At 73.2% G+C, this 24,175-nt stretch carries 22 protein-coding genes, 3 tRNA genes and 1 other RNA gene; 15 read left to right on the forward strand and 11 right to left on the reverse strand.

Going from position 1 to position 24,175, the window contains the following annotated elements; all coding sequences use genetic code 11:
- Window positions 1-61: 61 nt before the first annotated feature.
- The 4 genes from lpdA to ACLV7J_RS03555 all read right to left on the reverse strand — a co-directional run bounded on the left by lpdA (window position 62) and on the right by ACLV7J_RS03555 (window position 2,900).
- Entirely contained in the window at window positions 62-1,501 is a 1,440-nt protein-coding gene (lpdA, locus tag ACLV7J_RS03540) for a dihydrolipoyl dehydrogenase (protein ID WP_411867900.1), read from the reverse strand.
- An 80-nt stretch (window positions 1,502-1,581) separates the two neighbouring features.
- Window positions 1,582-2,367 carry a TrmH family RNA methyltransferase gene (locus ACLV7J_RS03545; RefSeq protein ID WP_411867741.1) on the reverse strand — a complete coding sequence of 262 codons (786 nt, stop codon included), beginning with the start codon at window positions 2,365-2,367 and terminating at the stop codon, window positions 1,582-1,584.
- A gap of 85 nt (window positions 2,368-2,452) precedes the next feature.
- Window positions 2,453-2,701 carry a hypothetical protein gene (locus tag ACLV7J_RS03550; protein ID WP_411867742.1) on the reverse strand — a complete coding sequence of 83 codons (249 nt, stop codon included), beginning with the start codon at window positions 2,699-2,701 and terminating at the stop codon, window positions 2,453-2,455.
- A gap of 115 nt (window positions 2,702-2,816) precedes the next feature.
- Window positions 2,817-2,900 (reverse strand) — tRNA-Leu (locus ACLV7J_RS03555).
- A 242-nt stretch (window positions 2,901-3,142) separates the two neighbouring features.
- Between ACLV7J_RS03555 and murA the strand changes: the two genes are divergently transcribed.
- The 5 genes from murA (at window position 3,143) to ACLV7J_RS03580 (ending at window position 7,708) form a co-directional block, all read left to right on the forward strand.
- Window positions 3,143-4,438 carry a UDP-N-acetylglucosamine 1-carboxyvinyltransferase gene (gene murA, locus ACLV7J_RS03560; protein WP_411867743.1) on the forward strand — a complete coding sequence of 432 codons (1,296 nt, stop codon included), beginning with the start codon at window positions 3,143-3,145 and terminating at the stop codon, window positions 4,436-4,438.
- 35 nt (window positions 4,439-4,473) lie between these two features.
- Window positions 4,474-4,555 (forward strand) — tRNA-Leu (locus ACLV7J_RS03565).
- Window positions 4,556-4,596: 41 nt separating this feature from the next.
- Window positions 4,597-5,796, forward strand: a complete 1,200-nt coding sequence (locus ACLV7J_RS03570) for an aspartate aminotransferase family protein (protein ID WP_411867901.1) — start codon at window positions 4,597-4,599, stop codon at window positions 5,794-5,796.
- Window positions 5,766-7,061 (forward strand): bifunctional folylpolyglutamate synthase/dihydrofolate synthase, encoded by a 1,296-nt coding sequence (locus ACLV7J_RS03575; protein ID WP_411867744.1) that lies wholly within the window; start codon window positions 5,766-5,768, stop codon window positions 7,059-7,061. Before ACLV7J_RS03570 ends, ACLV7J_RS03575 begins: the two co-directional genes overlap by 31 nt.
- A 56-nt stretch (window positions 7,062-7,117) precedes the next feature.
- Window positions 7,118-7,708, forward strand: coding sequence for a pentapeptide repeat-containing protein (locus tag ACLV7J_RS03580; RefSeq protein ID WP_411867745.1), 591 nt, complete (start codon window positions 7,118-7,120; stop codon window positions 7,706-7,708).
- A gap of 49 nt (window positions 7,709-7,757) precedes the next feature.
- On the opposite strand, the gene ACLV7J_RS03585 is transcribed toward ACLV7J_RS03580, so the two are convergent.
- The 3 genes from ACLV7J_RS03585 to ACLV7J_RS03595 form a co-directional block, all read right to left on the reverse strand.
- Entirely contained in the window at window positions 7,758-9,158 is a 1,401-nt protein-coding gene (locus tag ACLV7J_RS03585) for an FAD-binding oxidoreductase (protein ID WP_411867746.1), read from the reverse strand.
- Between the two features lie 93 nt (window positions 9,159-9,251).
- Complete coding sequence (locus ACLV7J_RS03590; RefSeq protein ID WP_411867747.1) at window positions 9,252-10,622, reverse strand: amidohydrolase family protein; 1,371 nt, start codon at window positions 10,620-10,622, stop codon at window positions 9,252-9,254.
- Window positions 10,619-11,116, reverse strand: a complete 498-nt coding sequence (locus ACLV7J_RS03595; protein ID WP_411867748.1) for a DUF4359 domain-containing protein — start codon at window positions 11,114-11,116, stop codon at window positions 10,619-10,621. The genes ACLV7J_RS03590 and ACLV7J_RS03595 overlap by 4 nt, the downstream gene beginning before the upstream one ends.
- Window positions 11,117-11,167: 51 nt before the next feature.
- Between ACLV7J_RS03595 and ACLV7J_RS03600 the strand changes: the two genes are divergently transcribed.
- Window positions 11,168-11,240, forward strand: a tRNA-His gene (locus ACLV7J_RS03600).
- A gap of 68 nt (window positions 11,241-11,308) precedes the next feature.
- Here the strand turns inward: ACLV7J_RS03600 and ACLV7J_RS03605 are convergent.
- Both ACLV7J_RS03605 and ACLV7J_RS03610 read right to left on the reverse strand, forming a co-directional pair.
- Window positions 11,309-12,379 carry a DUF1611 domain-containing protein gene (locus ACLV7J_RS03605; protein WP_411867749.1) on the reverse strand — a complete coding sequence of 357 codons (1,071 nt, stop codon included), beginning with the start codon at window positions 12,377-12,379 and terminating at the stop codon, window positions 11,309-11,311.
- Window positions 12,379-13,470: a dipeptide epimerase gene (locus ACLV7J_RS03610; protein ID WP_411867750.1), complete on the reverse strand. Its 1,092-nt coding sequence runs from the start codon at window positions 13,468-13,470 to the stop codon at window positions 12,379-12,381. The genes ACLV7J_RS03605 and ACLV7J_RS03610 overlap by 1 nt, the downstream gene beginning before the upstream one ends.
- Window positions 13,471-13,716: 246 nt before the next feature.
- Here ACLV7J_RS03610 and miaB point away from each other — a divergent pair, with 246 nt between their 5' ends.
- From miaB to ftsZ, 5 genes are all read left to right on the forward strand, one after another.
- Complete coding sequence (gene miaB, locus ACLV7J_RS03615; protein ID WP_411867751.1) at window positions 13,717-15,144, forward strand: tRNA (N6-isopentenyl adenosine(37)-C2)-methylthiotransferase MiaB; 1,428 nt, start codon at window positions 13,717-13,719, stop codon at window positions 15,142-15,144.
- Between the two features lie 111 nt (window positions 15,145-15,255).
- Window positions 15,256-16,344 carry a D-alanine--D-alanine ligase family protein gene (locus tag ACLV7J_RS03620; RefSeq protein WP_411867752.1) on the forward strand — a complete coding sequence of 363 codons (1,089 nt, stop codon included), beginning with the start codon at window positions 15,256-15,258 and terminating at the stop codon, window positions 16,342-16,344.
- Window positions 16,341-16,751 carry a hypothetical protein gene (locus tag ACLV7J_RS03625; RefSeq protein WP_411867753.1) on the forward strand — a complete coding sequence of 137 codons (411 nt, stop codon included), beginning with the start codon at window positions 16,341-16,343 and terminating at the stop codon, window positions 16,749-16,751. Before ACLV7J_RS03620 ends, ACLV7J_RS03625 begins: the two co-directional genes overlap by 4 nt.
- Window positions 16,748-17,632, forward strand: a complete 885-nt coding sequence (locus ACLV7J_RS03630) for a cell division protein FtsQ/DivIB (protein ID WP_411867754.1) — start codon at window positions 16,748-16,750, stop codon at window positions 17,630-17,632. The genes ACLV7J_RS03625 and ACLV7J_RS03630 overlap by 4 nt, the downstream gene beginning before the upstream one ends.
- A gap of 175 nt (window positions 17,633-17,807) precedes the next feature.
- On the forward strand, window positions 17,808-18,920 hold the full coding sequence (gene ftsZ / locus ACLV7J_RS03635) for a cell division protein FtsZ (protein WP_411867755.1): 1,113 nt from the start codon (window positions 17,808-17,810) through the stop codon (window positions 18,918-18,920).
- A gap of 127 nt (window positions 18,921-19,047) precedes the next feature.
- On the opposite strand, the gene ffs is transcribed toward ftsZ, so the two are convergent.
- An RNA gene (gene ffs, locus ACLV7J_RS03640) (signal recognition particle sRNA small type) lies at window positions 19,048-19,144 on the reverse strand.
- 46 nt (window positions 19,145-19,190) lie between these two features.
- Here ffs and panB point away from each other — a divergent pair.
- A complete protein-coding gene (gene panB / locus ACLV7J_RS03645; protein WP_411867902.1) occupies window positions 19,191-20,048 on the forward strand; it encodes a 3-methyl-2-oxobutanoate hydroxymethyltransferase in 858 nt (285 codons plus the stop codon).
- Here the strand turns inward: panB and hemW are convergent.
- Entirely contained in the window at window positions 19,975-21,276 is a 1,302-nt protein-coding gene (hemW, locus tag ACLV7J_RS03650) for a radical SAM family heme chaperone HemW (RefSeq protein WP_411867756.1), read from the reverse strand. The two genes, panB and hemW, sit on opposite strands and share 74 nt — an antisense overlap.
- A gap of 81 nt (window positions 21,277-21,357) precedes the next feature.
- Between hemW and ACLV7J_RS03655 the strand changes: the two genes are divergently transcribed.
- The 3 genes from ACLV7J_RS03655 (at window position 21,358) to ACLV7J_RS03665 (ending at window position 24,083) form a co-directional block, all read left to right on the forward strand.
- A complete protein-coding gene (locus ACLV7J_RS03655; protein WP_411867757.1) occupies window positions 21,358-22,635 on the forward strand; it encodes a PIN/TRAM domain-containing protein in 1,278 nt (425 codons plus the stop codon).
- A gap of 30 nt (window positions 22,636-22,665) precedes the next feature.
- A complete protein-coding gene (locus ACLV7J_RS03660) occupies window positions 22,666-23,370 on the forward strand; it encodes an ATP-dependent Clp protease proteolytic subunit (RefSeq protein ID WP_411867758.1) in 705 nt (234 codons plus the stop codon).
- Between the two features lie 110 nt (window positions 23,371-23,480).
- Window positions 23,481-24,083 carry an ATP-dependent Clp protease proteolytic subunit gene (locus ACLV7J_RS03665; RefSeq protein ID WP_411867759.1) on the forward strand — a complete coding sequence of 201 codons (603 nt, stop codon included), beginning with the start codon at window positions 23,481-23,483 and terminating at the stop codon, window positions 24,081-24,083.
- Window positions 24,084-24,175 lie beyond the last annotated feature (92 nt).

Raw genomic sequence — 24,175 nt, forward strand, 5'->3', positions numbered from 1 at the left:
CCCCTGATCGTAGGAGTGGCCCGGATCGGGGCCGAGGCCAGCGGCGCCCCCGAAGCGGGGGTCAGGCGAGGGCCGCCGCCGCCTGCTTGTAGGCCACCTCCACCACTTCGCTGAGGGTGGGGTGGGTGTGCACCTCGGTGGCCAGCTGGCGGACGCTCTGGCGGCGGGCCACGGCGTTGGCCACCTCCTGGATCAGGTCGGCGGCGTGCAGGCCATAGATGTGGGCGCCCAGCACCTCGCCGGTGGCCTTGTTGAACAGCAGCTTCATCAGGCCGTCGCTCTCCAGCTCCGCCAGGGCCTTGGAGTTGGCCTTGAAGTAGCTGCGCACCGAGCCCAGCTCGAAGCCCTCCTGGGCCGCCAGGGCCTTGGCATCGGCCTCGCTCAGCCCCACCGAGCTGATCTCGGGGTGGGTGAAGGTGGCCGCCGGAATCGAGCGGTAATCGATCTGGCGCGGGTGGCCCAGGATGTTGTCCACCGCCACGGTGCCCTGGGCGGCGGCGGTGTGGGCCAGCATCATCTTGCCGGTCACATCGCCCACGGCCCAGAGGTGGGGCACGGGGGCACCGTTCACCAGAACGCGCAGGGCGTCATCCACCGGGATGAAGCCGCGGTTGGTCTCGATACCGCAGGCCTCCAGGTTGAGCCCCTTGCTGCTGGGAATGCGGCCGGTGGCCACCAGCACCGCGTCCACCTCCAGGGTCTCCACCAGCTCCTTGGTGGCCATGTCGGCCAGCTCGATCCGCACGGGCGCGCCGGGGGTGATCTTGCGGGCCAGCACGCCGGCGCGGGCGTCGATCTCGCGGCCGTCGATCAGGTTGCGGGCGGCGATCTTGGCGATGTCGGGATCGAAGGTGGGCAGCACCCGATCCAGGGCCTCGATCATCGTGACCTCACAGCCCAGGGCCGTGTAGACGTCAGCGAATTCCAGGCCGATGTAGCCGCTGCCGATGATGGCGATCCAGCGGGGCAGCCATTCCAGATTCACCGCCTCGTCGCTGGTGAACACGGTGCGGCCGTCGGTCTCGATGCCCGGGGGCACGAAGGGATCGGAGCCGGTGGCAATGATCACGTCGCGGGCGCTGAGCACCCGATCCACCCCGTTGATCTCGCGCACCCCCACGCGCTGGGCGCCTTCGAGGCGGCCCTTGCCGCGGATGATCGTGACGCCGGCGCGCTCCAGGGTCTTGGTGAGGTTGGCGCGGATCGTGGCCACCAGCTGATTGGCGTGGTCGGCGATCTTCTGGCGCTCGAAGCGCACCGGGGCGGCATGGATGCCGAAGCCCTTGAGGTGCTCGGCGTCCGCCAGCTCCCGCACCCGGCCGCTGGCGGCCAGCAGCGCCTTGGAGGGCACACAGCCCCGGTTCACACAGGTGCCGCCCATGTCGCGGCTCTCGATGATCGCCGTGCGCAGCCCGTGGTCGGCGGCGTGTTTGGCCGCGTCGAAGCCGCCGTAACCGGCACCGATGACGATCACGTCGTAGTCGAAGCTGGCGTCGCTCACCGGGGGCCTGCGCGGAATGGCGGGCATTCTCCCCTGCCAGGGGGGTGCGGGCCCGGGGGCGGGGTGCCGCGGCGCTGGCGTCAGGCCCGCGAGAGCCGCTGCCGCCAGCGCTCCAGCAGCAGCGGCCCCGCCGCCACCGCCACGTTCAGCGATTCCACCGCGGTGCTGTGGGGGATGGTCACGCGGTGGCTGGCCAGCGCCGCCAGGTCGCCATCCAGGCCGGCGCCCTCGTTGCCGAGCAGCAGCACGGTGGGCAGGCTCCAGTCGAGCTGCCAGTAGGGCTGGACCGCGGCCGCAGCGCTGGCCTCCCCAGCGGCCACCACGGTGGCCACCAACTGCTGGCCGGCAGCGCGGGCCCGGCGCAGGCGCTCCGCCAGCTCCTCCCGGCCGGCGTCCCGCAGCAGGGGCAGGGCCAGGGCCGCACCGGCGGAGGCCCGCAGCACCTTGGGCTGCAGCGGATCGGCGCCGCCCCCCAGCCACACCTGCTCCACGCCGGCGGCCAGGGCGGTGCGCAGAAGGGTGCCGAGGTTGCCCGGATCCTGCAGCTGATCGAGGGCCAGCACGAACTGCGGAGCCGGGCCGGCCGACGGCAGGGCCGTCAGGGGCAGGGTCAGCACCACGCCATCGGGGTGCTCGGTGGTGGCCACCGCCGCCAGCACCTCCTCCCCCACGGGCTGGCGCCGGGTGCCGGCCGGCAGGGCCTCCAGCAGGGGGCCATGGGCCTCGCTCCAGCGCGGCGTGGCCAGCACCAGGTCGGGCTCCAGGCCCAGGCGCAGCACCTCCTGCAGCAGGTGGGTGCCCTCCAGCAGCAGCAGCCCCTGCTCGCGCCGGCCCCGGCCCTGCTGCAGGGCCCGCAGCCGGGCCACCAGGGGATTGCGGCGGCTGGTGATCAGCTCGGCGGGCCGCTCGCCGCCGGGGACGGCGGGCCCGAGGTGGCGCCCTGGGGTGGGATCAGAAGGAGTGATGGCGACGCACCTGCAGCGACTCGCTGATCACCAGCTTGGAGCCCTCCAGATCCAGCCCTTTCACGGAGGCCACCTCGCCCTTGAGGCCCTCGCTGGCCAGGTTCTTGATCAGCTCCTTGAGCAGGATGTCCTCCACCGTGGCCTGGTCCAGGGCATCGGGGGTGAGGGATTCCAGGAACTTGCCCAGCTTCGCCGCCACCAGCTCGGAGGCATTGTTGATCTTGAGGACGATCATGGGGAGTCACCAGCCTGCAGCGACCCTACGCAGGGCCCCTGCCCCCGGCGGACCCGCTGCGCGACCAACAAAAAACCCTCCCGATGGACTCGGGAGGGTTGAGTGAATCGGAAAATGCGGATGGGGAGACTTGAACTCCCACGACATTGCTGCCACTAGTACCTGAAACTAGCGCGTCTACCAATTCCGCCACATCCGCGTGGCTGGCCGTCAGAACGAGGTCTGAACAACTAACGCTGCTGCCGCCCGATGGCGACTGCCGCGGCCGCCGATGGCGACCCGGAAAATGTACCGCATGGCCGACCCATCACCCCGGCCCAGACCGCCCGGCCAGACCAGACACCAGGCCCACCGGCAAGCAAGCCAGTTCAGGCGCCGGCCGTCTAGACGGTCTCAGCCTTTGTTGTCAAGATGGGCCCCCACAGGCGGGACGCCCGAACCATGACCGTCACTGTTGTCCCGTCTCAGCAGGTTCTCAATCCGCAACTCGAGATCGCCGGTGGCCGGCGTCTCTCGGGCGAGCTCCGGGTCAGCGGCGCCAAGAATTCGGCCCTCGTGCTGATGGCCGCCTGCCTGCTCACCGAGGACACCCTGCGGCTGCGCAACGTGCCGCCGCTCACGGACATCGCCGGCATGGGCGACATCCTGGCCTCCCTCGGGGTGGCGGTGCGCCGCGGCAGCGACAGCATCGAGATGGACGGCAGCGGCCTCAACCAGTCCGCGCCCCCCTACGAGCTGGTCAACAGCCTGCGGGCCAGCTTCTTCTGCATCGGCCCGCTGCTGGCCAAGCTGGGCATCGCCAGGGTGCCCCTGCCCGGCGGCTGCCAGATCGGCACCCGCCCGGTGGTGGAGCACGTCAAGGGGCTCAAGGCCCTGGGCGCCCAGGTAACGATCGAGCACGGGGTGGTGTCGGCGGTGGTGCCGGGCCGCGGCCATCGCCTCAAGGGCGGCCGCATCCACCTCGACTGCCCGAGCGTCGGCGCCACCGAGACGCTGATGATGGCCGCGGCCCTCGCCGACGGCGAGACCGTGATCGAGAACGCCGCCCTGGAACCGGAGGTGGTGGATCTGGCGGGCCTGCTGATCGCCATGGGGGCCCGGGTGCGCGGCGCCGGCACGCCCACCATCACGATCGTGGGCGTGGAACGCCTGCACGGCGCCGACTACGCCGTCATCCCCGACCGCATCGAGGCCGGCACCTTCCTGCTGGCCGCCGCCATCACCCGCTCCACCCTCACCGTGGGTCCGGTGATCACCGACCACCTCGGCGCGGTGCTCACCAAGCTGGAGGAGGTGGGCTGCCGCCTGGAGATCGACGGCACCAGCGTGACCATCAGCGCCGACCAGATCCGCGCGGTGGACCTGCGCACCCAGCCCTTCCCCGGCTTCCCCACCGACCTGCAGGCCCCCTTCATGAGCCTGCTGGCCACGGCCCAGGGCACCAGCGTGATCACCGAGCACATCTTCGAAAACCGCCTGCAGCACGTGGCCGAGCTGCAGCGCATGGGGGCCGCGATCCGCATGCAGGGCAACACCGCCTTCATCGAGGGGGTGTCCCGCCTCAGCGGCGCGCCCGTGAAGGGCAGCGACCTGCGGGCCTCGGCCGCGATGGTGCTGGCCGGCCTGGCGGCCGATGGCGTGACCACCGTGCAGGGCCTGGAATACCTGGATCGCGGCTATGCCGATCTGGAGGGCAAGCTCAACGCCGTGGGCGCCACGATCCGCCGCCTGGGCTGAGGTCCGTCCCTCCGGCTCGATAGAGTCGGGGCCGCGGGAGCGTGCCGGAATTGGTAGACGGACTCGACTCAAAATCGAGCGCCTTCGGGCATGTGGGTTCGAGTCCCACCGCTCCCATCAGCCCACCGCCGGCCGAGGCGCCCGCCGAGACCGCGGTGATGGCCACCTACGGCCGCTTCCCGATCGAGCTGGTGCGGGGTCGGGGCGTCTGGGTGTGGGACAGCAGCGGTAAGCGCTACCTCGACTGCGTCGCCGGCATCGCCGTCTGCACCCTCGGCCACAGCAGCCGGGCCCTACGCCGCGGCCTCACGGACCAGCTGCGCAAGCTGCAGCACGTCTCGAACCTCTACCGGATCCCGGAACAGGAGCGGCTGGCGGCCTGGATCGCGGCCAACAGCTGCGCTGACAAGGTCTTCTTCTGCAATTCAGGCGCCGAGGCCAACGAGGCCGCCATCAAGCTGGCCCGCAAGCACGGCCACCGGGTGCGGGGGATCGAGAACCCCCTGATCCTCACGGCCCAGGCCAGTTTCCACGGCCGCACCCTGGCCGCCGTCACCGCCACGGGCCAGCCCAAGTACCACGAGGGCTTCGAGCCGATGGTGCAGGGCTTCCGCTACTTCCCCTACAACGACACCGCCGCCTTCGAGGCCCTGCTGGCCGAGTGCGAGGCCGAGGGTCCGCGGGTGGCCGCCGTGCTGCTGGAGCCCCTGCAGGGCGAAGGGGGCGTCAACCCCGGCAACCCGGCCTTCTTCAAGCGGGTGCGCGAGCTCTGCAGCGCGCGCAACATCCTGCTGATCTTCGATGAGGTGCAGGTGGGCGTGGGCCGCAGCGGCTGCCTGTGGGGCTACCAGAAGCTGGGGGTGGAGCCCGATGCCCTCACCCTGGCCAAGGGCCTGGGGGGCGGCGTGCCGATCGGCGCCCTGGCGGTGAAGGCCACGGCCGATCACCTGCGGGCCGGCGAGCACGCCAGCACCTTCGGCGGCAACCCGCTGGCCTGCCGCGCCGGCCTCGTGGTGGCCGAGGAGGTGTCGCGCCGCAACCTGCCGGCCCACGCGGAGGCCATGGGGGTGCTGCTCCAGAACGAGCTGGCGGACCTGGCCGCCCGCCACCCGGAGCTGGCCGAGGGGGCCCGGGGCTGGGGCCTGCTGCAGGGGCTGGTGCTGCGGCCGGATGGCCCCAGTGCCCTTGACGTGGTGAAGGCCGCCATGGCCGAGGGGCTATTGGTGGTGCCGGCCGGCGCCCAGGTGGTGCGCTTCGTGCCGCCGCTCACGATCAAGCCCCGCCACATCCGCGAAGCGATCCGGCGCCTGGAGCGCGCCCTGCTGGCGTGCCGCACCACGACCCCTTCGGCGACCTGATCGCCCCCTTCAGCAGCCGGGGTGTGGACCTCGGCCTGGAGCGGCTGCAGCGGGCCCTGGCGGAGCTGGGCCATCCCGAACGCCGCTTCGCGGCGGTCCAGGTGGCCGGCACCAACGGCAAAGGCTCGATCAGCACGATGCTGGAGCGGATCGCGGCGGCCGCCGGGATCCGCTGCGGCCTCTACACCTCCCCGCACCTGCTGAGCTGGTGCGAGCGGATCCGGCTGCCCTCCGGGCCGATCAGCGAGGCCGAGCTGCGGCGCCAGCTGGAGGCCCTGCAGGGGCTCGGCCAGCGCCACGGCCTCACGCCGTTCGAGCTGATCACCGCCGCCGGCTTCGTGGCCTTCGCCGAGGCGGGCGTGGAGCTGGCGGTGCTGGAGGTGGGCCTGGGGGGCCGGCTCGATGCCACCACCACCCACCCGGATCGGTCCGTGCTGGCGATCGCCAGCATCGGCCTGGACCACACCGAGCACCTGGGGCCGACCCTGGCGGCGATCGCCGCCGAGAAGGCCGGCGTGTTCAGCCGCAGCGCCGTCGCCGTGAGTGGGCCCCAGGATCCGGCCGTGGCGCGGGTGCTGGAGCAGCAGGCGGCCGAGCGCGGCACGGAGCTGCGCTGGGTGGAGCCCCTGGCAGCGGAGGCCGAGGGTGGGCCGGCGCTGGGGCTGCGGGGCGCGCTGCAGCGCCACAACGCCGCCGTGGCGGTGGGGGCGGCCCAGGCCCTGGCGGAACGGGGCTGGCCGATCGATGACGCCGCCATCCGCCGCGGCCTGGCGGAGGCCCGCTGGCCGGGCCGGCTGGAGCGGCGCACCGTCCGGGGCCGGCCGCTGCTGGTGGATGGGGCCCACAACCCCCCGGCCGCGGTGGCGCTGCGGCGGGAGCTGGATGGCATCGAGGCCGCCGGCGGCCTCGATGGCGGCACCCGTGCAGGCGCCACCACGCCGGCCCCACGCCGCTGGCTGATCGGCATCCAGCGCCAGAAGGACGCGCCGGAGCTGCTGCGCACGTTGCTGCGGCCCGGCGATGCGGTGCGGGTGGTGGCCCTGCCGGAGCACCGCAGCTGGAGCGCCGCCGAGCTGAGCGAGGCCCTCGGGGGCCCTCAACCCAACACGGCCCTGCCCTCGGAGGGATCCTCGCCGCCACGGCTGGAGGCAGGCAGCGGCAGCCTGGACGACGAGCTGGCCTGGCTGGTGGACTCGGCGGCCCTGCCGGTGGTGGCCGGCTCCCTCTACCTGGTGGCGGCGGTGCTGCCGCTGCTCGATCCCTGAACGGCACGGCTGCCGGAGCGGCACCAGACTGGGGCCGGATCCGCAGGCACCCCGGCATGGCCCCGTCCCCCAGCGCCCCCCCGATCCCACGGCCTGGGGCAGACCGGCCGCGCTGGCGGCCCCTGGTGCTGGCGCCCCTGCTGGCCGCCGTGCTGGGCCTGGCGCTGCTGGTGCTCCCCGCCGCCGCACCGGCCCTGGACACCAGCACCGGGGTGGGCCTGCAGGAGCGGGCCCTGTTCCAGGACACGGTGGACTACACCCTCACCAACCAGAGCGGCAAGGACTTCAGCGGCCAGCAGCTGGCCAACGCCTCCTTCGCCGGCGCCACCGGCAAGGGGGCCCGCTTCGCCGGCGCCAACCTCCACGGCTCGATCCTCACCCAGGGCGCCTTCCCGGACGCCGACTTCAGCGGCGCCGACCTCTCCGAGGCCCTGCTGGATCGCGTGGATCTGAGCGGCACCGACCTGCGGGGTGCCGTGCTGCGCGGCGTGATCGCCACCGGCGCCAACTTCAGCGGAGCCCAGATCGAGGCCGCCGATTTCACGGGCGCCCTGCTGGATCGCTTCGACCAGCGCCAGCTCTGCCAGCGGGCCAGCGGCACCAACCCCGTGACCGGCGCCGACACCCGCACCAGCCTGGAGTGCTGACGGACGGAGCCCAGCGCCGGAGTACAGCGGCCGCCCCGCCCCCTCGGCGTCAGCCCGTCCAGCCCCGCAACTTGCCGGGATTGAGCAGGCCGGCCGGGTCATAGGCGCGCTTGGCGGCCACCTGGTCGGCATCCACCACCCCGAGGCCGCCGTCCTCCACCGTGACCACGTGGGGGTTGAAGATCACGGCCCCGAGCTCCCGGCAGTGGTCGATCAGGGCCTGCAGCTCCTCGGGGCCGCGCCAGCGCACCAGCGGGATCGCCGCCAGCCGCTGGGCCCCGAAGCTGCGCACCGCCTCCAGGTGCCAGAGCAGGTCGTCGCCCCAGCGCTGGCGCAGGGCCGCCAGGGCCGGGGCCTCCGGCTGGGGCAGCAGCAGCTGCAGGTAGGTCCAGCCGGGCTCGCGGCCGCGCACGTGCAGCGTGGTGTGGTTCCAGCACAGCTCCCGCAGCGGGATGCCGCGGCTCTCCCCCTGGGGTGCCTGCCACAGCAGCTGACCGCCCAGGCCCGGCAGCAGCCCGGCGATCACCTCCGCGGCCGCCGGGGCCGCCAGCAGCAGCAGCCGGTGGGAGCGACCGTCGGCCTCGGGGCAGCCGGAGGGCCAGGGCAGCAGGGCCGCCACCGGGGCCTCCAGCAGCGCCAGCTCCTGGAGCTCCAGGGCCATGGCCGGCAGCTGCTGGGCCGCCGCCAGGGCCTGGTCCCAGGTGTCGAAGCCGAGCACCAGCTGCTGCCAGGGCACGGCGGCGGCGGTGGCCAGGCGGATGGCCGTGAGGATGCCGTTGCTGCCGTAGGCGTGGTTGAGGGGCTGGGAGGCCAGGGCATCGAGCTGCAGCAGCCGCGGCTCGGGCTCGAGCGTCACCACCTCCAGGCCGAGCAGGTGGCCCGGATCCCGCAGGAAGCCCCAGCGCAGCGAGCCGATGCCGCCCGAGCCCCCGGCGATGAAGCCCCCCAGGGTGGCGCTGCGCACGGTGCTGGGCAGCAGCCGCAGGGCGCGGCCGTGGGCCGCCAGCTGGCGATCCAGCTCCGCCAGCAGGATGCCGGGCTCGGCCGTAACCACCCCGCTGACCGGATCGACGTGGCGCAGGCGGTTCAGGCCGGTGCCATCGAGCACCACGCCCCCCGCCAGGGGCACGGACTGGCCGTAGTTGCCGGTGCCGGTACCGCGGGGGGTGAGGGCGACGCCATGGCGGGCGCAGGCCGCCGCCACCGCCTGCACCTGCTCGGCGCTGCGGGGCCGCACCCCCAGCTGGGCCCGGCGCCCCAGCAGCAGGGGCTCCAGCACCGGCGAATAGACGAAGGCATCGGCCGAGAGGGCCTCCAGCTGCTCCGGCCGCTCCAGCAGCTCCACCCCGGCGGCGGCCAGCTCGGCGCCCAGGGCCGCCAGCTGCGCTGCTGTGGCGGGAGCCGGCAGGCCGGGGGGCAGGGCCGTGGGCAACGCGGAGGGCAGGGTCATGGCGGCAGACGTGCAGGAAGGGAAAGCCGTGGCACGGCCAGGCCGTCCCCATGCTGGCCAGGGAGCAACGGCCGCGGCGCCCCAGGCGCGCCCTCAGGCGAAGGACGCCAGCCGCGGATCGGGATCCCGGTCCGGGGGCGGGGGCAGCCACTGGCCGGCGCGCAGCACCCGCCGCTGCGGCGGCCGGGCCAGCAGCTCGCTCCAGCTGCCGGCGCCGAGCACCAGCAGATCGGCGGGGGACCCCGGCCGCAGCACCCCATCCCAGGCCAGGTCCAGCAGCCGCGACGGCACCGTGGTGAAGGGCATCAGTCCCTGGCGCTGCCAGGGGGGCAGCTGCACCGCCCGCAGGCTGAGGCGCAGCAGCTCCACGGGGTCGAAGTCGCCGCCGGGATACCAGGGGTCCTGCACGTTGTCGGCGCCGAGGGCCACGGCCACGCCGGCCTGCTGCAGCAGCCGCACCGGCGCCAGGGGCCGTTCAGGGGTGGTGAGGCCGTGGCGGCGGCCCAGCAGCCAGTCGTTGGTGGTGGGCAGGGCCACCACCGCCAGGCCCACGGCGGCCATCCGCTCCGCCAGCCGCCACCGGGCCGCCTCCGGCAGGAGCCCCATGCTGCAGCTGTGGCTGCAGGTGATCGGCAACCGCCAGCCCTCGCGCTCCAGCAGCCGGATCAGCAGGGCCACACCGACGCCGGGCTGGTCCGGCCCCTCATCCACGTGCAGATCCACGCCGCAGCCGAGCCGGTCCGCCAGCCGCAGCAGGGCCCGCAGATCCTCGGCCTCGCCGCCGGAGCGCGGATAGGGCGGCCCGAGCACGCCCCCCAGCAGCCCCCCCGCCGCGGCCACCCGCTCCGCCAGGGCCAGCCCTTCGGCCGTGCTCCAGAACGCCAGGGGCACCAGGGCCACCAGCTGGAGCTCCACGCGCCCCCGCCAGCGCTCGCGCAGCTCCAGCAGGGCCCGCCAGCTGGGGGCGCCCGCCGGCCCGCCGCTGTCCACATGGCTGCGCAGGGCCCGCAGGCCGTAGCGCCAGGCCCGGTCCAGGGCGCGCTCCCCCCGCTCGAGCACCTGGGCAACGCTGCGGTGCTGCCCCTCCTCCAGGTTGGCCGCCAGGGCCCCGTCCATCCCACCGCCGCGGTTGGGGTAGGCGGCCCAGGTGAAGGCCTTGTCGAGGTGGGCGTGGGGCTCCACCAACGGGGTGATCGCCAGCGGCGGCGGGGCCGGCACCTCGCCGCCGCCGGCGTCCAAGCCCGCGGCCCCGGCCACGTCGCAGGGATGGATCCGGGCCAGGCGGCCCCCGTCCAGCTCCAGCCGGACCGTCAGCAGCCCATCGGCATCGCCACAGCCCAGGTCGGCCTGGCAGGGGTCGAGCAGGGCCCGGGGCAGCCGCAGGGGCGGCAGCGGCCGGCGCTGGGAGGGGGTTGGCTCCTGCGGCGACCCGGCGGACGGTTGCGGCGCCCCAGCCCCGCTCACTTCTGCTCCACGCGGGTGTCGCTGTCGGCCCGGAGTACGAGCAACTGGCCGGCCAGGCCCAGGGTGAGGGCGTGGTAGCGGGGCACCGCCAGCCCGGGCATCAGCTCCTGGCCCCCCACCTCCGTGGCATAGAGGCTGAACAGGCCGGCGTTGTAGCGGTGGGTGGCCTGGGCGGCGAGGGCCCCGAGGGCCCGGCGCTGGCTGCGGATCAGGCCGTGGCAGTCGCGCACTACCAGGCGCAGCAGCAGCGGCAGCCCCTCCTCGCCGCACACCTCATCGGCGGCCAGTTCCACCAGGCGCTCGCCGGCGAAGCTCTCGAACTCGGCGGGGCCGGGGTTGGTCCAGGCCAGGGCCGTGGCCAGGCCGGCCAGCAGCAGCGCCCCCCCCAGCCAGGGCCGCCAGCCGCTGGGGGCAGGGGAGGGGTCTGGGCTTGAGGACCCCGGGCTGGCAGTCCCTGGGCCCGACGTCTCTGACCTCGACGACTCGACGCTCACGGGGACCGGCGGAAGCTGGGGAATGTCTTGATCTAAGATGCCGAAGCCCTGGCGGGCGTAGCCAAGTGGTTAAGGCAGCGGATTGTGATTCCGCCATTCGGGGGTTCAAGTCCCCTCGCTCGCCCCTGAACCTCCTGCGGTGATGGCCTCGGCCGTCACCGTTTTTTTTGCCCCGGCAGCGCCACGGGGCGATCAGCCCGCCGCCAGCAGCGCCGCCAGGAGCTCCGCCGCTCCCTGGCGCACCGGGTCGGCGCAGGGCAGGCCGGTGGCGGCTGCCACGGCGGCGATCGCCGCGGCGGCCTCGGCCTCCCCCAGCAGGGCGGTGTTGAGGGCGATGGCCCCCACCCGCGGCCTGTGGCCATCGGGGCGGCCGAGGGCCGCCAACGCCTCGGCGGCGGCGATCAGCTCGGTCAGCGGCGGAATCGCCACGGCGGCACCCCCCGGCCGGGGACGCACCTGGGCCTGGCCGGCCCGGTGCACCAGCAGCAGGTCCGTGGGCTGGCTGCCCCGCAGCAGTGGCAGGGTGGCGGTGGAGCCCGGGTGGCAGAGGGAGCCCTGGCCCTCCACCAGCACCAGGGCCCCGGGCCCGGCCCCAGCAGCCGCCTGCAGCACCGCCTGCTCCACGGCCCCGGCGGCGTAGTCCACCCGCACGGCATCGAGGGCCACCCCCTGGCCGCTGATCAGGATCCCCGCCTGGCCGGTGCCCACGAAGCGGGCGTCGAGCCCCTGGCGGCGGGCCTCGGCCTGCAGCTCCAGACAGGCGCTCATCTTGCCCACGGCCATGTCAGTGCCGATCGCCAGCAGCCGCCGGCAGGGCAGGGCCGCGCAGCGGGCCGCGGCCACCTCCAGGCCCTCCGGTTCCCGGCGCAGGTCCCAGATCCACTGCCCCGCTCGCAGCGGGACGGCGGCGAACTCCGGATCGTCCGCCAGGCGGCTGTGCAGCCCACTGGCCAGGTTCAGCCCCGCCCGCAGGCCCGCCACCACGTCGGCGCGCATCTCCTGCGGCAGGCGGCCGCCCGAGGGCGCCAGGCCCACCGCCGCCACCTGCGGGCCGTAGGCCAGGGCCTCGGCCATCGAGCCCACCACCGGCACCGGCCGCGCGATGCCCGTGATCGCCTCCAGGGAACGGCCGGCCTGGGCGGGATCGATCACCGCCACGATCGGACCCTGGCGGTAGCGCAGCATCGCCAGGCCGGTCTTGCCGGAGAGGTTGTCGAGGCCGCCGTGCTGCAGCAGCACCAGGGGGGCATCGGCCGTGAGCATCAGGACACCTCCTCAGGGGGCAGGCCGCGCACCCCCAAGCCTGGGCGATCGCTGGGCCGCAGAACGTCGCCCACCAGCTCGGCGCCCGTGAAGGGGTCGTCCACCAGGTTGAGGTGGCTGTCGAGGTCGGGCCAGCGCACCAGGGGCAGCAGCTGGGCGGCGGCGCCGTTGAGCAGGGCGCTGTCGGAGTAGCAGCCGAGCATCACCCCCAGCCCCAGCCGCCGGGCCGTGCGCGCCATCAGCAGCGCCTCGGCCAGGCCACCGCTCTTCACCAGCTTGATGTTGATGCCATCCACATGGGGGGCCAGGCGCAGCAGATCGGTCAGATCCCAGCAGCTCTCATCGGCCACCACCGGGATCGGCGCCAGGCCCCGCAGGGCCGCAAAGCCGGCCGCATCGGCGGCGGTATCGAGCCGCGGCGCCAGGGGCTGCTCCACCAGCACCACCCCCCGCTCCGCCAGCCAGGGGAGCATCCCCTGGGCAGTGGCCAGATCCCAGCCGCCGTTGGCATCCACCTGCAGCTCCAGGCCCTGGCCGCCGGCGTCCGCCCGCCGGGCCAGGGCCTCCTGCACCGTCTGCACCAGCACGCGGTCGTGGCCGACCCCATCCGGGCTGCCCAGCTTGAGCTTGATGCGGGTGGCGGGCAGCTGCAGCCACCAGCGCTCGAGCCGCGCCAGCACAGCCACGGGCTCCCCCAGCCCGAGGGTCACGCTGGTGGCGACACAGGCCCCCGGATCCAGGCTCCAGAGCCGGTGCACGGGCTGGGCCAGCCGCTGGCCCCACCAGTCGTGCAGGGCCAGATCGAGGCCGCAGCGGGCCGGCGGCGAGAGCCGGGCCAGCAGCGGCTCCAGCGCCTGCAGCGGCTCGGGGGCCCAGGGATCCAGGTCGGGGGCCAGCGCCTCCAGCTCGGCGGCGATCGCGTCCGTGGCGTAGGCGCGGTGGCCGGTGTCGAAGCCGCCGGTCTCGCCGCGGCCCGTGAGGCCGTCGTGCTCCACCGTCACCAGCAGGTGCTCCACCGCGGCGGTGCTGCCGCGGCTGATGACCAGCGGCACGGCCTTGGTGAGCCGAAAGCGACGCAGGCGAAGGCGCATGACGGCAGGCCAAGGCCCTCAAACTGGCATGGATCGGCGCCGGCCGCCGCTGGCCCGGGGGGCTTGGATGCCCTCCGGAGACCCACCATCGCCTGAGCAGGAGAGCCCCTCCCTCGCGTCTCCGTCCATCCGTACAGCCTGGTCAGACGTGGCGGACACTCCCGCCCAGCCCGACCCCGCCGGGCGAACGCGGCCACACCCCCCATCCCTGCACCGCCCCCACCCGCGATGGCGGACACTGGATCCATGACGGCGACACCCTTCAGCCCCCCGGCAGCCGCAGCGGCGGCGCCAGCGGCAGCGACCTCCCCGGCGGCGGCCCAGACCGGGCGCGGCAGCTACTGGATCACCACCTTCGGCTGCCAGATGAACAAGGCGGATTCCGAGCGCATGGCCGGGATCCTCGAAGCGATGGGCTACTGCGAAGCCCAGGCCGAGCTGGAGGCCGATCTGGTGCTCTACAACACCTGCACAATCCGCGACAACGCGGAGCAGAAGGTCTACAGCTACCTGGGGCGCCAGGCCCAACGGAAGCGGGCCAACCCGAATCTCACCCTGGTGGTGGCCGGCTGCGTGGCCCAGCAGGAGGGGGAATCGCTGCTGCGGCGGGTGCCCGAGCTGGATCTGGTGATGGGACCCCAGCACGCCAACCGCCTCGATGTGCTGCTGGCCCAGGTGGAGCAGGGCCAGCAGGTGGTGGCCACCGAGGAGCACCACATCCTCGAAGACATCACCACCGCCCGCCGCGACAGCACGATCTGCGGCTGGGTGAACGTGATCTACGGCTGCAACGAGCGCTGCACCTACTGCGTGGTGCCCTCGGTGCGCGGCAAGGAGCAGTCGCGCCTGCCCGAGGCCATCAAACTGGAGATGGAGGGCCTGGCCGCCCAGGGGTTCAAGGAGATCACCCTGCTGGGCCAGAACATCGACGCCTACGGCCGCGACCTGCCCGGCATCACCCCGGAAGGCCGCCGCAGCCACACCCTCACCGACCTGCTCCATCACGTGCATGACGTGGAGGGGATCGAGCGGATCCGCTTCGCCACCAGCCACCCGCGCTATTTCACCGAGCGCCTGATCGACGCCTGCGCCGATCTTCCCAGGGTGTGCGAGCACTTCCACATCCCCTTCCAGAGCGGCGATGACGCCGTGCTCAAGGCCATGGCGCGCGGCTACACGGTGGAGCGCTACCGCCGCATCGTCGAGCGCATCCGCGAGCGCATGCCCGAGGCCTCAATCAGCGCCGATGTGATCGTGGCCTTCCCCGGCGAAACCGACGCCCAGTACCGCCGCACCCTCGACCTGATCGAAGAGATCGGCTTCGATGCGGTCAACACCGCCGCCTACTCCCCCCGCCCCAACACCCCCGCCGCCGACTGGCCCGACCAGCTCAGCGAGGAGGTGAAGGTGGAGCGCCTGCGGGAGATCAACGCCCTGGTGGAGCGCAAGGCCAGGGAGCGCAGCGCCCGCTACGCCGGCCGGATCGAGCAGATCCTGGTGGAGGGCGCCAACCCCAAGGATCCCCAGCAGGTGATGGGCCGCACCCGCACCAACCGCCTCACCTTCTTCCCGGCGGCGAAGGCCGATGGCGGAGCCTGGGGCGTGGGAGATCTGGTGAATGTGCGCATCGAGGAGGTGCGCGCCTTCTCCCTCAGCGGCGTGGCCCTGGCCTGAGCCGAACGGCCCCTGGGCTGAGCCCAGCCGTCCTGGACTCAGCGCGACAGCCGGGCGGCCTGGTCCGCGCCCGGATCGCTGATACGTTTGGCCCCTCCCGTCCGCCGGCGCATGACCCCTGCCCCCCTCCACCTCGGCCTGGTGTTCGGGGGGGCCTCCGGAGAGCACGCGGTGTCGATCCGCTCGGCCAACACCGTGGCGGCGGCCCTGCGCCGCGGCGCCAACGCCGAGCGCTACCGGCTGAGCTGCTTCTACATCGACCGCCAGGGCCACTGGTGGCCGCCGGCCGTGGCCGAGGCGGTGCTGGCCAAGGGCGCCCCCGCCGAGCCGGCCGAGCTGCCCGATGCCCCTTCCCGCCCCGGATTCCAGGGCTTCCCCGCCGGTGCCCTGGACGTGGCGGTGTGGGTTCCCGTGCTGCACGGCCCCAACGGCGAGGACGGCACCATCCAGGGCCTGTTCGCGCTGATGCAGGTGCCCTTCGTGGGCTCCGGTGTGCTGGGCTCGGCCGTGGGCATGGACAAGCAGGCGATGAAGGCCGCCTTCGCCGCCGCCGGCCTGCCCCAGGTGCCCTACGCCTGCGTCGATGCCGCCGAGCTGCAGCACCCCGAGCCCCTGCTGGACCGGCTGGAGCAGCAGCTGGGCTACCCCGCCTTCGTGAAGCCGGCCAACCTGGGCTCCTCGGTGGGGATCAGCAAGGCCACCAGCCGCACCGAGCTGCTGGCCGGCCTGGTGGAAGCCGCCCGCCACGACCCACGCCTGGTGGTGGAGCAGGGGGTGACCGCCCGGGAGCTGGAGTGCGCCGTGCTGGGCAACCGCCAGCTCAAGGCCTCGGTGCTGGGCGAGATCCGCTTCGACGCCGACTGGTACGACTACACCACCAAATACAGCGAGGGGCTGAGCCACACCGTGATCCCCGCCGACGTGCCGGCCTCCCTGGCGGAGCGGGCCCGCCAGCTGGCGATCGCCGCCTGCCGGGCCGTGGGAGCCACCGGCCTGGCGCGTGTCGACTTCTTCTACGAAGAGGCCACGGGCCAGCTCTGGCTCAACGAGATCAACACCCTGCCGGGCTTCACCAGCCAGAGCATGTACCCGATGCTCTGGGAGGCCAGCGGCCTGCCGCTCGAGCAGCTGGTGCACGAACTGGTGGAACTGGCGCAAGAATCGGACGCACCGCAGCACGGGGGAGGGAACGCCACATGAGTCATGGCCTGCTGTGGCTGCCGCTGCTGGTGGTCTTTCCCCTGCTGACCGCCCTGGGCTGGCTGGAGCGCCGCCGCCAGCGCCTCTTCCGCGACTGGGCAGCCGGTGCCGAACTGGCCAAGCTGGACGGCTGCGGCGGCGCCCGGCTGGTGGATGGCGTGCTCAGCTGGAGCCTGTTCGAGGCGGGCCAGCTGAAGACGGTCGACAGCTTCTCGATCAAGTCGCTGGAGCTGGTGGAACTGCTGTCGCTGGGCTCCGGCGAGGCGCCCCTCACCGAGGAGTCCCAGGGGGCCTGCCGGCTGCGGCTGGTGGGAGGCGGGGTGCAGAAGGATCTGCCGTTCTCCGACGCGGAGCGGGCCCGGCGCTGGATCGATGAGCTGATGGCCCGCTCCCGCTGCGACCTTTGAACCGCCGCCGCGCCGATCGCGCCGCCCAGGCCGGCGCCCCCCAGGCCCGGCCCAGGGGGCCCGCCGTGGGCCCCGGGGCCGATCGGCGCCGGGAACTGCGCCAGCAGCGCCGCCAGGAGCGCCTGCGCAACCTCTGGCGGGTGCTGGTGCTCAGCGCAGCGGCCGCGGGCCTGGGCTATGGCCTGCTGCGCGAGGGCTGGACCCTGCGCAGCCCCGAGCAGGTGGAGGTGAGCGGCAGCCGCCAGGTGAGCCGCGAGCAGGTGATCCGCGAGGGTCGGCTGCGCTTCCCGCTGCAGCTGCTGAGCGTGCAGCCCCGCGGCCTGGCCGCGAGCCTGGCGGCGGCCCTGCCTGTGGAAAAAGTTCAGGTGAGCCGGCTGATGCTGCCGCCGCGCCTGCGGATCGATCTGGTGGACCGGGAGGCCGTGGCCCGGGCCGAGCGCCGCACCGGCAAGGGCCTGGAGCAGGGCTTCGTGGATCGCCTCGGCAACTGGATGAGCAGCCGCCAGCAGCTGGGCACGGCCACCCCCCAGCGGCCGCTGGTGTGGGTGCGGGGCTGGCAGGAGCGGCTGCGCCCCCCCCTGGCCCTGGTGCTGGCCCGCCGCAATGAGCTGGGCAGCCCCCTGCAGGAGGTGCGCTTCGAACCCGATGGCAGCCTCTGGCTGGTCACGGCGGCCCTGGGGGAGGTGCGGCTCGGGCCGCCGGATGCGCGGCTCAACGAGCGCCTCGACGTGCTGGAACACCTCTCCAGCCGCCTGCCGGGCCGGGTGCGGGGCACCACGGTGCGCTCGATCGACCTCAGCGATCCCGACAAACCGGAACTGGGCCTGCGGGCCCCCGCCGCTCCGCCCCAGCGGGCCGCCGGCGGCCCGGGGGTCGACTGATCAGGGCCGCCGGGCCGGGTCCCACCGCGCCCCATCCCCTGCCGGCAACCGCCTGGAAACCTTGACAAGCCATTGCCGGGTGAGCGGATCCACGCAAATGTGTGTCATCCAAAAGGGCTGATCGAGGCCCACCGCCGACATAATGCTGGCCAGGATGAATGGGTTGGGTCCCTCCATGGAGATTGCCCCCGAAGGCCTCAGCGCGGCGAGCAGCAACGGCAGCGGTGGCATCGTGCCCAGCCAGACGGCCCGGATCGAGGTGATCGGCGTCGGGGGCGGGGGAAGCAATGCCGTCAACCGCATGATTGCCTCCGATCTGCAGGGCGTGGGCTATCGGGTGCTCAACACCGATTCCCAGGCGCTGCTGCAGTCGGCGGCCAAACAGCGGATCCAGCTGGGTCAGAAACTCACCCGCGGCCTGGGGGCCGGCGGCAACCCCGCCATCGGCCAGAAGGCGGCGGAGGAATCCCGGGCCGACCTGGCCCAGAGCCTGCAGGGGGTGGACCTGGTGTTCATCGCCGCCGGCATGGGTGGCGGCACCGGCACCGGCGCGGCCCCGATCGTGGCCGAGGTGGCCAAGGAGGCCGGCGCCCTCACCGTGGGCATCGTTACCAAGCCGTTCGGCTTCGAGGGCCGGCGGCGCATGCGCCAGGCCGAGGAGGGCATCGCCCGCCTCAGCGAGCACGTGGACACGCTAATCGTGATCCCCAACGACCGGCTGCGGGACGCCATCGCCGGAGCCCCGCTGCAGGAGGCCTTCCGGGCCGCCGACGACGTGCTGCGCAGCGGCGTCAAGGGCATCAGCGACATCATCACCCGCCCCGGCCTGGTGAACGTGGACTTCGCCGACGTGCGCTCGGTGATGAACGAGGCCGGCACCGCCCTGCTGGGCCTGGGGGTGGGTTCGGGCCGCTCCCGCGCCATCGAGGCCGCCCAGGCCGCCATCGCCAGCCCGCTGCTGGAGGCCGCCCGCATCGATGGGGCCAAGGGCGTGGTGATCAACATCAGCGGCGGCAAGGACATGACCCTGGAGGACATGACCACCGCCTCGGAAGTGATCTACGACGTGGTGGACCCCGAGGCCAACATCATCGTGGGGGCCGTGGTGGACGAGCGCCTCGAGGGCGAGATCCACGTGACCGTGATCGCCACCGGCTTCGAGGGCGGCGGCAGCTACCGGCCGGAGCGCCCGATCACCAGCTTCGCCTCGGAGCTGAATTCCAGCAGCTCGGAGGCCAGCGGCGCCGCCATTCCCTCGTTCCTGCTCAACCGCCAGCAGAACAGCTGAGGGCAGGCGTGGGCATCAGCGAGGCCGCTGCCGACTCACGGCAGCAGGCGGCGGTTCTCGGCCAGCCCGTCCTCGCGGCCAATTCATTGCAACGAATTCATTGAAGTGAATTCGTTGCGACCAATGGGGTGACCCGGAGTCCACGCCTGCTCGGAGCATCCCGTGTGGCTGCTCCCTTCCGGTCCTGACCAGATTTGGGCGTCCGGGCCGCGTGGGTCCGAGTCGGTTAGATGCTAGCAATGGGCCTCCGTCTGCCGAGGATCCGTGCCGCTGCGTCCCGGGGATCTGCTCAGCCGCAAGCAGGCCGGCCAACCGATCGCCGTGCTCACCGCCTGGGATGCGCTCTCGGCCGCCCTGGTGGAGGAGGCCGGCGCCGAAGTGATCCTGGTGGGCGACTCCCTCGCCATGGTGGTGCTGGGCCACGCCACCACCCTGCCGGTGACCCTGGAGGAGATGATCCTGCACACCCAGGCGGTGGGGCGGGGTCTGCGGCGCCCGCCGGCCCGTCGGCCCCTGGTGGTGACCGATCTGCCCTTCCTCAGCTACCAGTGCGGCCTCGACGCCGCCGTGGCCGCCGCGGGGCAGGTACTCAAGGCCAGCCCATCCGCCGCCGTGAAGCTGGAGGGGGGCGAACCGGAAACCGTGGCGGTGGTCGACCGGCTGGTGCGCACCGGCATCCCGGTGATGGGCCACCTGGGCCTGACCCCGCAGTCGGTGCACCGGCTCGGCTACCGGCGCCAGGCCAACGATCCGATCAGCCAGGAGCGGCTGCGGCGCGCCGCCCTCGACCTGGAGGCCGCCGGCTGCTTTGCCCTGGTGCTGGAACACGTGCCGGCGGAGCTGGCCGGCAGCCTGCGGCGCGAGCTCGCGATCCCGGTGATCGGCATCGGCGCCGGCGACGACTGCGACGGCCAGGTGCGCGTCACCGCCGACCTGCTGGGCCTGACCGAGCGCCAGCCCCCGTTCTGCCCGCCGCTGCTGAACGGGCGCCAGCTCGGCATCACGGCCCTGCGGGGTTGGGTGGAGGGCCTGGAGCAGGCCACGCCGCCGGCCCTCAATCCCCCTGCCGGTCCCGGCCATCCCGCTCCTCCCACCACTCCAGCAGCTCCCGCAGCACCGCATTGCTGAGGGCGAGGCCCTCCGGGTCGCTGAGGCGCCAGCGGCCGCCCTCGGCCCGCAGCAGCCCACGCTCGCGATAGGGCCGCCAGCGCTCCAGCAGCGGCGCCAGCTCGGCCGCCCCCAGCCCCGCGGCCGCCGCCAGCCGCTCCAGCCGCACCCCCTCGCGGCGCCGCAGCCCCACCAGCACCCGCTCGTCAAAGGGCATCCCAGAGAGGGCTGAAGCCACGGCCTCGTCTGCTGGTGCCGCGGTGCTGGGGGCTTCCGCAGTGGCACCCACCGCCCCCCGCTGCTGCTCCAGCCAGACGCCATAGGCCTCGCGGGTGCGGGGCCGGGCCAGCCGCTCGCCCCAGGGGGCCGAGGTGGCCCCCAGCCCGAAGCCCCACCAGCCGGCGCCGCTCCAGTAGACGCGGTTGTGGCGGGAGGCGTGGCCCGGCCAGGCGTAGTTGGAGATCTCGTAGTGGCCGTAGCCCGCTGCCGCCAGGCGCCGGCCGGTGTGCTCCATCAGGTCGGCGGACAGGTCGGCATCGGGCAGATCGAGCTGGCCGCGGCGCTCCAGCCGCTCGAACACGGTGCCGGGCTCCACAATCAGGTCGTAGATCGACAGGTGCGGCGGCCCCAGGGCGATGGCCTGGGCCAGCTGGGCGTCCCAGGCGGCCAGGTCCTGGCCCGGCAGCCCCTGGATCAGATCCAGGCTCCAGCTGGCCAGCTCTCCCCGGCACCGGGCGGCCGCCAGCCAGGCGGCCGCCTGCAGCAGGTCGGCGCGGCGGTGGCGCCGGCCCAGCCGCTCCAGCACGCCGTCATCGAAGCTCTGCCCCCCCAGGCTCACCCGGGTCACCCCGGCGGCCAGATACCCCGCCAGGCGGTCCTGATCGAAGCTGGCCGGATCCATCTCCAGGCTCAGCTCCGCCCCGGGGGCCAGGCGGAAGCGGGCCCGCAGGGCCGCCAGCAGCTGCCCCAGCTGGGCCGGCGTGAGCATCGAGGGGGTGCCGCCCCCCACGTAGACGGTGGAGAGCGGCGGGCCGTCCGGGGCAGCGGCGATCTCCGCCAGCAGCTGCTCCAGGTAGCGGGCGATCGAGCCCGAGCTGGCGCCGTCGGCCCTGTCGCCCAGGGGCACCACGGCGAAGTCGCAGTAGAAGCAGCGCCGGTGGCAGAAGGGGATGTGCAGGTAGGCGCTGCGCGGCGGCCAGGGGCCTGCGGGCGCCGCCGGCTGGCTCGGTGGCCGTGGCAATTCACTCAAGGCCGGTTACCTCCCAAGGCCAAAGCGCCCGGGATCGGGCATGCTGCCTCTTCGACGTCCTGGGCAGCCACAGCACCGGCCATGCTCGACACCCTCATCCTGGTGCTGTTCGCGATCTCCGGCGCCGCCACCGGCTGGCTGGGGGTGGACCTGCTGCCCGAGGACCTGCTGATCCAGGTGACCAACCTGGAAGGGCTGCGCTGGGTGCTGGGGGGCTTTGGCGCCTTCTTCGGCATCGTGGCGGGCCTGTTCTTCCAGCAGCTGCGCCGCCGGCTGATGCAGCAGGTGCGCACGATGCCCACCGACCTGCTGGTGAGCAGGGCCGTGGGCCTGATCCTCGGCCTGCTGGTGGCGAACCTGCTGCTGGCGCCGATCCTGCTGCTGCCGCTGCCCTGGGAGGTGGTGTTCGTCAAGCCGCTGGCGGCGGTGATGAGCAACGTGTTCTTCGGCATCTCGGGCTACAACCTGGCCGAGGTGCACGGCCGCACCCTGCTGCGCCTGTTCAGCCCCACCAGCACCGAGGCCCTGCTGGTGGCCGACGGGGTGCTGATGCCCGCCAGCGCCAAGATCCTCGACACCAGCGTGGTGATCGACGGCCGCATCCGCGGGCTGCTGGATTCGGGCCTGCTGGAGGGCCAGGTGATCGTGGCCCAGGCCGTGATCGACGAACTCCAGCAGCTGGCCGACTCCAGCAACGCCGAGAAGCGCGGCAAGGGCCGCCGCGGCCTCAAGCTGCTGGCGGAGCTGCGCGAGCAGTACGGCCGCCGGCTGGTGGTGAACACCACCCGCTACGAGGGCAACGGCGCCGACGACAAGCTGCTGCGCCTCACCGCCGACACCGGCGGCACCCTGCTCACCGCCGACTACAACCTGGCCAAGGTGGCCCAGGTGCAGGAGCTCAAGGTGATGAACCTAAGCGAGCTGGTGATCGCCCTGCGGCCCGAGGTGCAGCCCGGCGACGAGCTGCAGCTCAAGATCGTGCGCGACGGCAAGGAGGCCGACCAGGGCGTGGGCTACCTGGAGGACGGCACGATGGTGGTGGTGGAGGGGGGCCATGGCCGGGGCGGCGAGCGCCTGGGCGTGATCGTGACCGGCGCCCTGCAGACCCCCACCGGCCGCATGGTGTTCGCCCGCCTGGCCGGCAGTGCCCAGGCCGATCCCGCAGGCGCCGCCGCCGGCACCAACCCCGCGCCCCAGGCTGGCGAGACCGCCCCCCCGCCGCCGGCCACCGGCAGCTTCGCGACCCCGGCAGGCGAGGCCGCAATCCCGCCCCTGCAACAGCCCCGCCGCAGCGGCAAGGGGAAATCCGCCCCGAAACGGTCCAGCCGCGGCGATCAGGACGCCGCGAACCCCCGCTAGGCTCCGGCCTGAGCCTGCAGTGATCCGCGGATGTCGGTGTCAGCCCCCTACTACGGCGATTCCGCCGTGCTGCGCACCCCGCCGCCGGATCTGCCGTCGCTGCTGCTGAAGGAGCGCATCGTCTACCTGGGTCTGCCGCTGTTCAGCGACGACGACGCCAAGCGGCAGATGGGCATCGACGTGACCGAGCTGATCATTGCCCAGCTCCTGTATCTGGAGTTCGACAACCCGGAGAAGCCGATCTTCTTCTACATCAACTCCACGGGCACCAGCTGGTACTCCGGCGATGCGATCGGCTTCGAGACCGAGGCCTTCGCCATCGCCGACACGCTCCGCTACGTCAAGCCGCCGGTCCACACGATCTGCATCGGCCAGGCCATGGGCACCGCCGCCATGATCCTGAGCGCCGGCACCAAGGGCCACCGCGCCGCCCTGCCCCACGCCTCGATCGTGCTGCACCAGCCCCGCAGCGGTGCCCGCGGCCAGGCCAGCGACATTCAGATCAGGGCCAAGGAAGTGCTGCACAACAAGCAGACGATGCTCGAGATGCTCTCGGTCAACACCGGCAGGAGCGTGGAGCAGCTCGCCAAGGACTCCGACCGCATGACCTACCTCACGGCCCAGGAGGCCGTGGAGTACGGCCTGATCGACCGGGTGCTGACCAGCCAGAAGCAGCTGCCCAGCCCACTGCCCGCGGGCAGCGGATCCAGCCCCGGCAACCCCGGCATCGGCTGAGGCCACCCCGGGGGGATCTCCCCTCCCGTCTCTCCAAGTCTCCACGCTGCGGCTGCGCAGCCCTCCACCCGCCCACCCGGGCACCCCTCCCCCACCACCGGCCTTCCGCCATGCCCATCGGCACCCCGAGCGTTCCCTACCGCCTGCCCGGCAGCCAGTACGAGCGCTGGGTCGACATCTACACGCGCCTGGGCGTGGAGCGGATCCTGTTCCTGGGCTCCGAGGTGAACGACGCCATCGCCAACAGCCTGGTGGCCCAGATGCTGTACCTCGACTCGGAGGACAACTCCAAGCCGATCTACCTGTACATCACCTCGCCCGGCGGCTCGGTGACCGCCGGCCTGGCGATCTACGACACCATCCAGTACGTCAAGAGCGACGTGGTGACCATCTGCGTGGGTCTGGCGGCCTCGATGGGCGCCTTCCTGCTGGCGGCCGGCACCAAGGGCAAGCGGCTGGCCCTGCCCCACAGCCGGATCATGATCCACCAGCCCCTGGGCGGCACCAGTCAGCGCCAGGCCTCCGACATCGAGATCGAGGCCCGCGAGATCCTGCGCATCAAGGACATGCTCAACCAGAGCATGGCGGACATGACCGGCCAGGAGCTGACCAAGATCGAGAAGGACACCGACCGCGACTACTTCCTGAGTGCCGCCGAGGCCGTGGAGTACGGCCTGATCGACCGCGTCATCGCCCATCCCACGGAGGCGTGAGCCGAGGCCTCACCGGCCGTCCCCTGCGCACAGCGTGACCCTTCTCAGGTCAGCGGCCCCCACCAGCCTCTGCCAGGCCGCTGACGCGTTCT

It is taken from the genome of Vulcanococcus limneticus LL (assembly GCF_943369875.1).
In the GTDB taxonomy this organism is placed as follows: Bacteria; Cyanobacteriota; Cyanobacteriia; order PCC-6307; family Cyanobiaceae; genus Vulcanococcus; species Vulcanococcus limneticus_A.

Bases quoted from the DNA above. Each gene is read 5' to 3' on its own strand.
- ACLV7J_RS03550 (WP_411867742.1), bottom strand. From the start codon at position 2,701: ATGATCGTCCTCAAGATCAACAATGCCTCCGAGCTGGTGGCGGCGAAG.
- murA (WP_411867743.1), top strand. From the start codon at position 3,143: ATGACCGTCACTGTTGTCCCGTCTCAGCAGGTTCTCAATCCGCAACTC.
- ACLV7J_RS03570 (WP_411867901.1), top strand. From the start codon at position 4,597: ATGGCCACCTACGGCCGCTTCCCGATCGAGCTGGTGCGGGGTCGGGGC.
- ACLV7J_RS03580 (WP_411867745.1), top strand. From the start codon at position 7,118: ATGGCCCCGTCCCCCAGCGCCCCCCCGATCCCACGGCCTGGGGCAGAC.
- ACLV7J_RS03585 (WP_411867746.1), bottom strand. From the start codon at position 9,158: ATGACCCTGCCCTCCGCGTTGCCCACGGCCCTGCCCCCCGGCCTGCCG.
- ACLV7J_RS03605 (WP_411867749.1), bottom strand. From the start codon at position 12,379: ATGCTCACGGCCGATGCCCCCCTGGTGCTGCTGCAGCACGGCGGCCTC.
- ACLV7J_RS03610 (WP_411867750.1), bottom strand. From the start codon at position 13,470: ATGCGCCTTCGCCTGCGTCGCTTTCGGCTCACCAAGGCCGTGCCGCTG.
- miaB (WP_411867751.1), top strand. From the start codon at position 13,717: ATGACGGCGACACCCTTCAGCCCCCCGGCAGCCGCAGCGGCGGCGCCA.
- ACLV7J_RS03620 (WP_411867752.1), top strand. From the start codon at position 15,256: ATGACCCCTGCCCCCCTCCACCTCGGCCTGGTGTTCGGGGGGGCCTCC.
- ACLV7J_RS03625 (WP_411867753.1), top strand. From the start codon at position 16,341: ATGAGTCATGGCCTGCTGTGGCTGCCGCTGCTGGTGGTCTTTCCCCTG.
- ftsZ (WP_411867755.1), top strand. From the start codon at position 17,808: ATGGAGATTGCCCCCGAAGGCCTCAGCGCGGCGAGCAGCAACGGCAGC.
- ACLV7J_RS03655 (WP_411867757.1), top strand. From the start codon at position 21,358: ATGCTCGACACCCTCATCCTGGTGCTGTTCGCGATCTCCGGCGCCGCC.
- ACLV7J_RS03660 (WP_411867758.1), top strand. From the start codon at position 22,666: ATGTCGGTGTCAGCCCCCTACTACGGCGATTCCGCCGTGCTGCGCACC.
- ACLV7J_RS03665 (WP_411867759.1), top strand. From the start codon at position 23,481: ATGCCCATCGGCACCCCGAGCGTTCCCTACCGCCTGCCCGGCAGCCAG.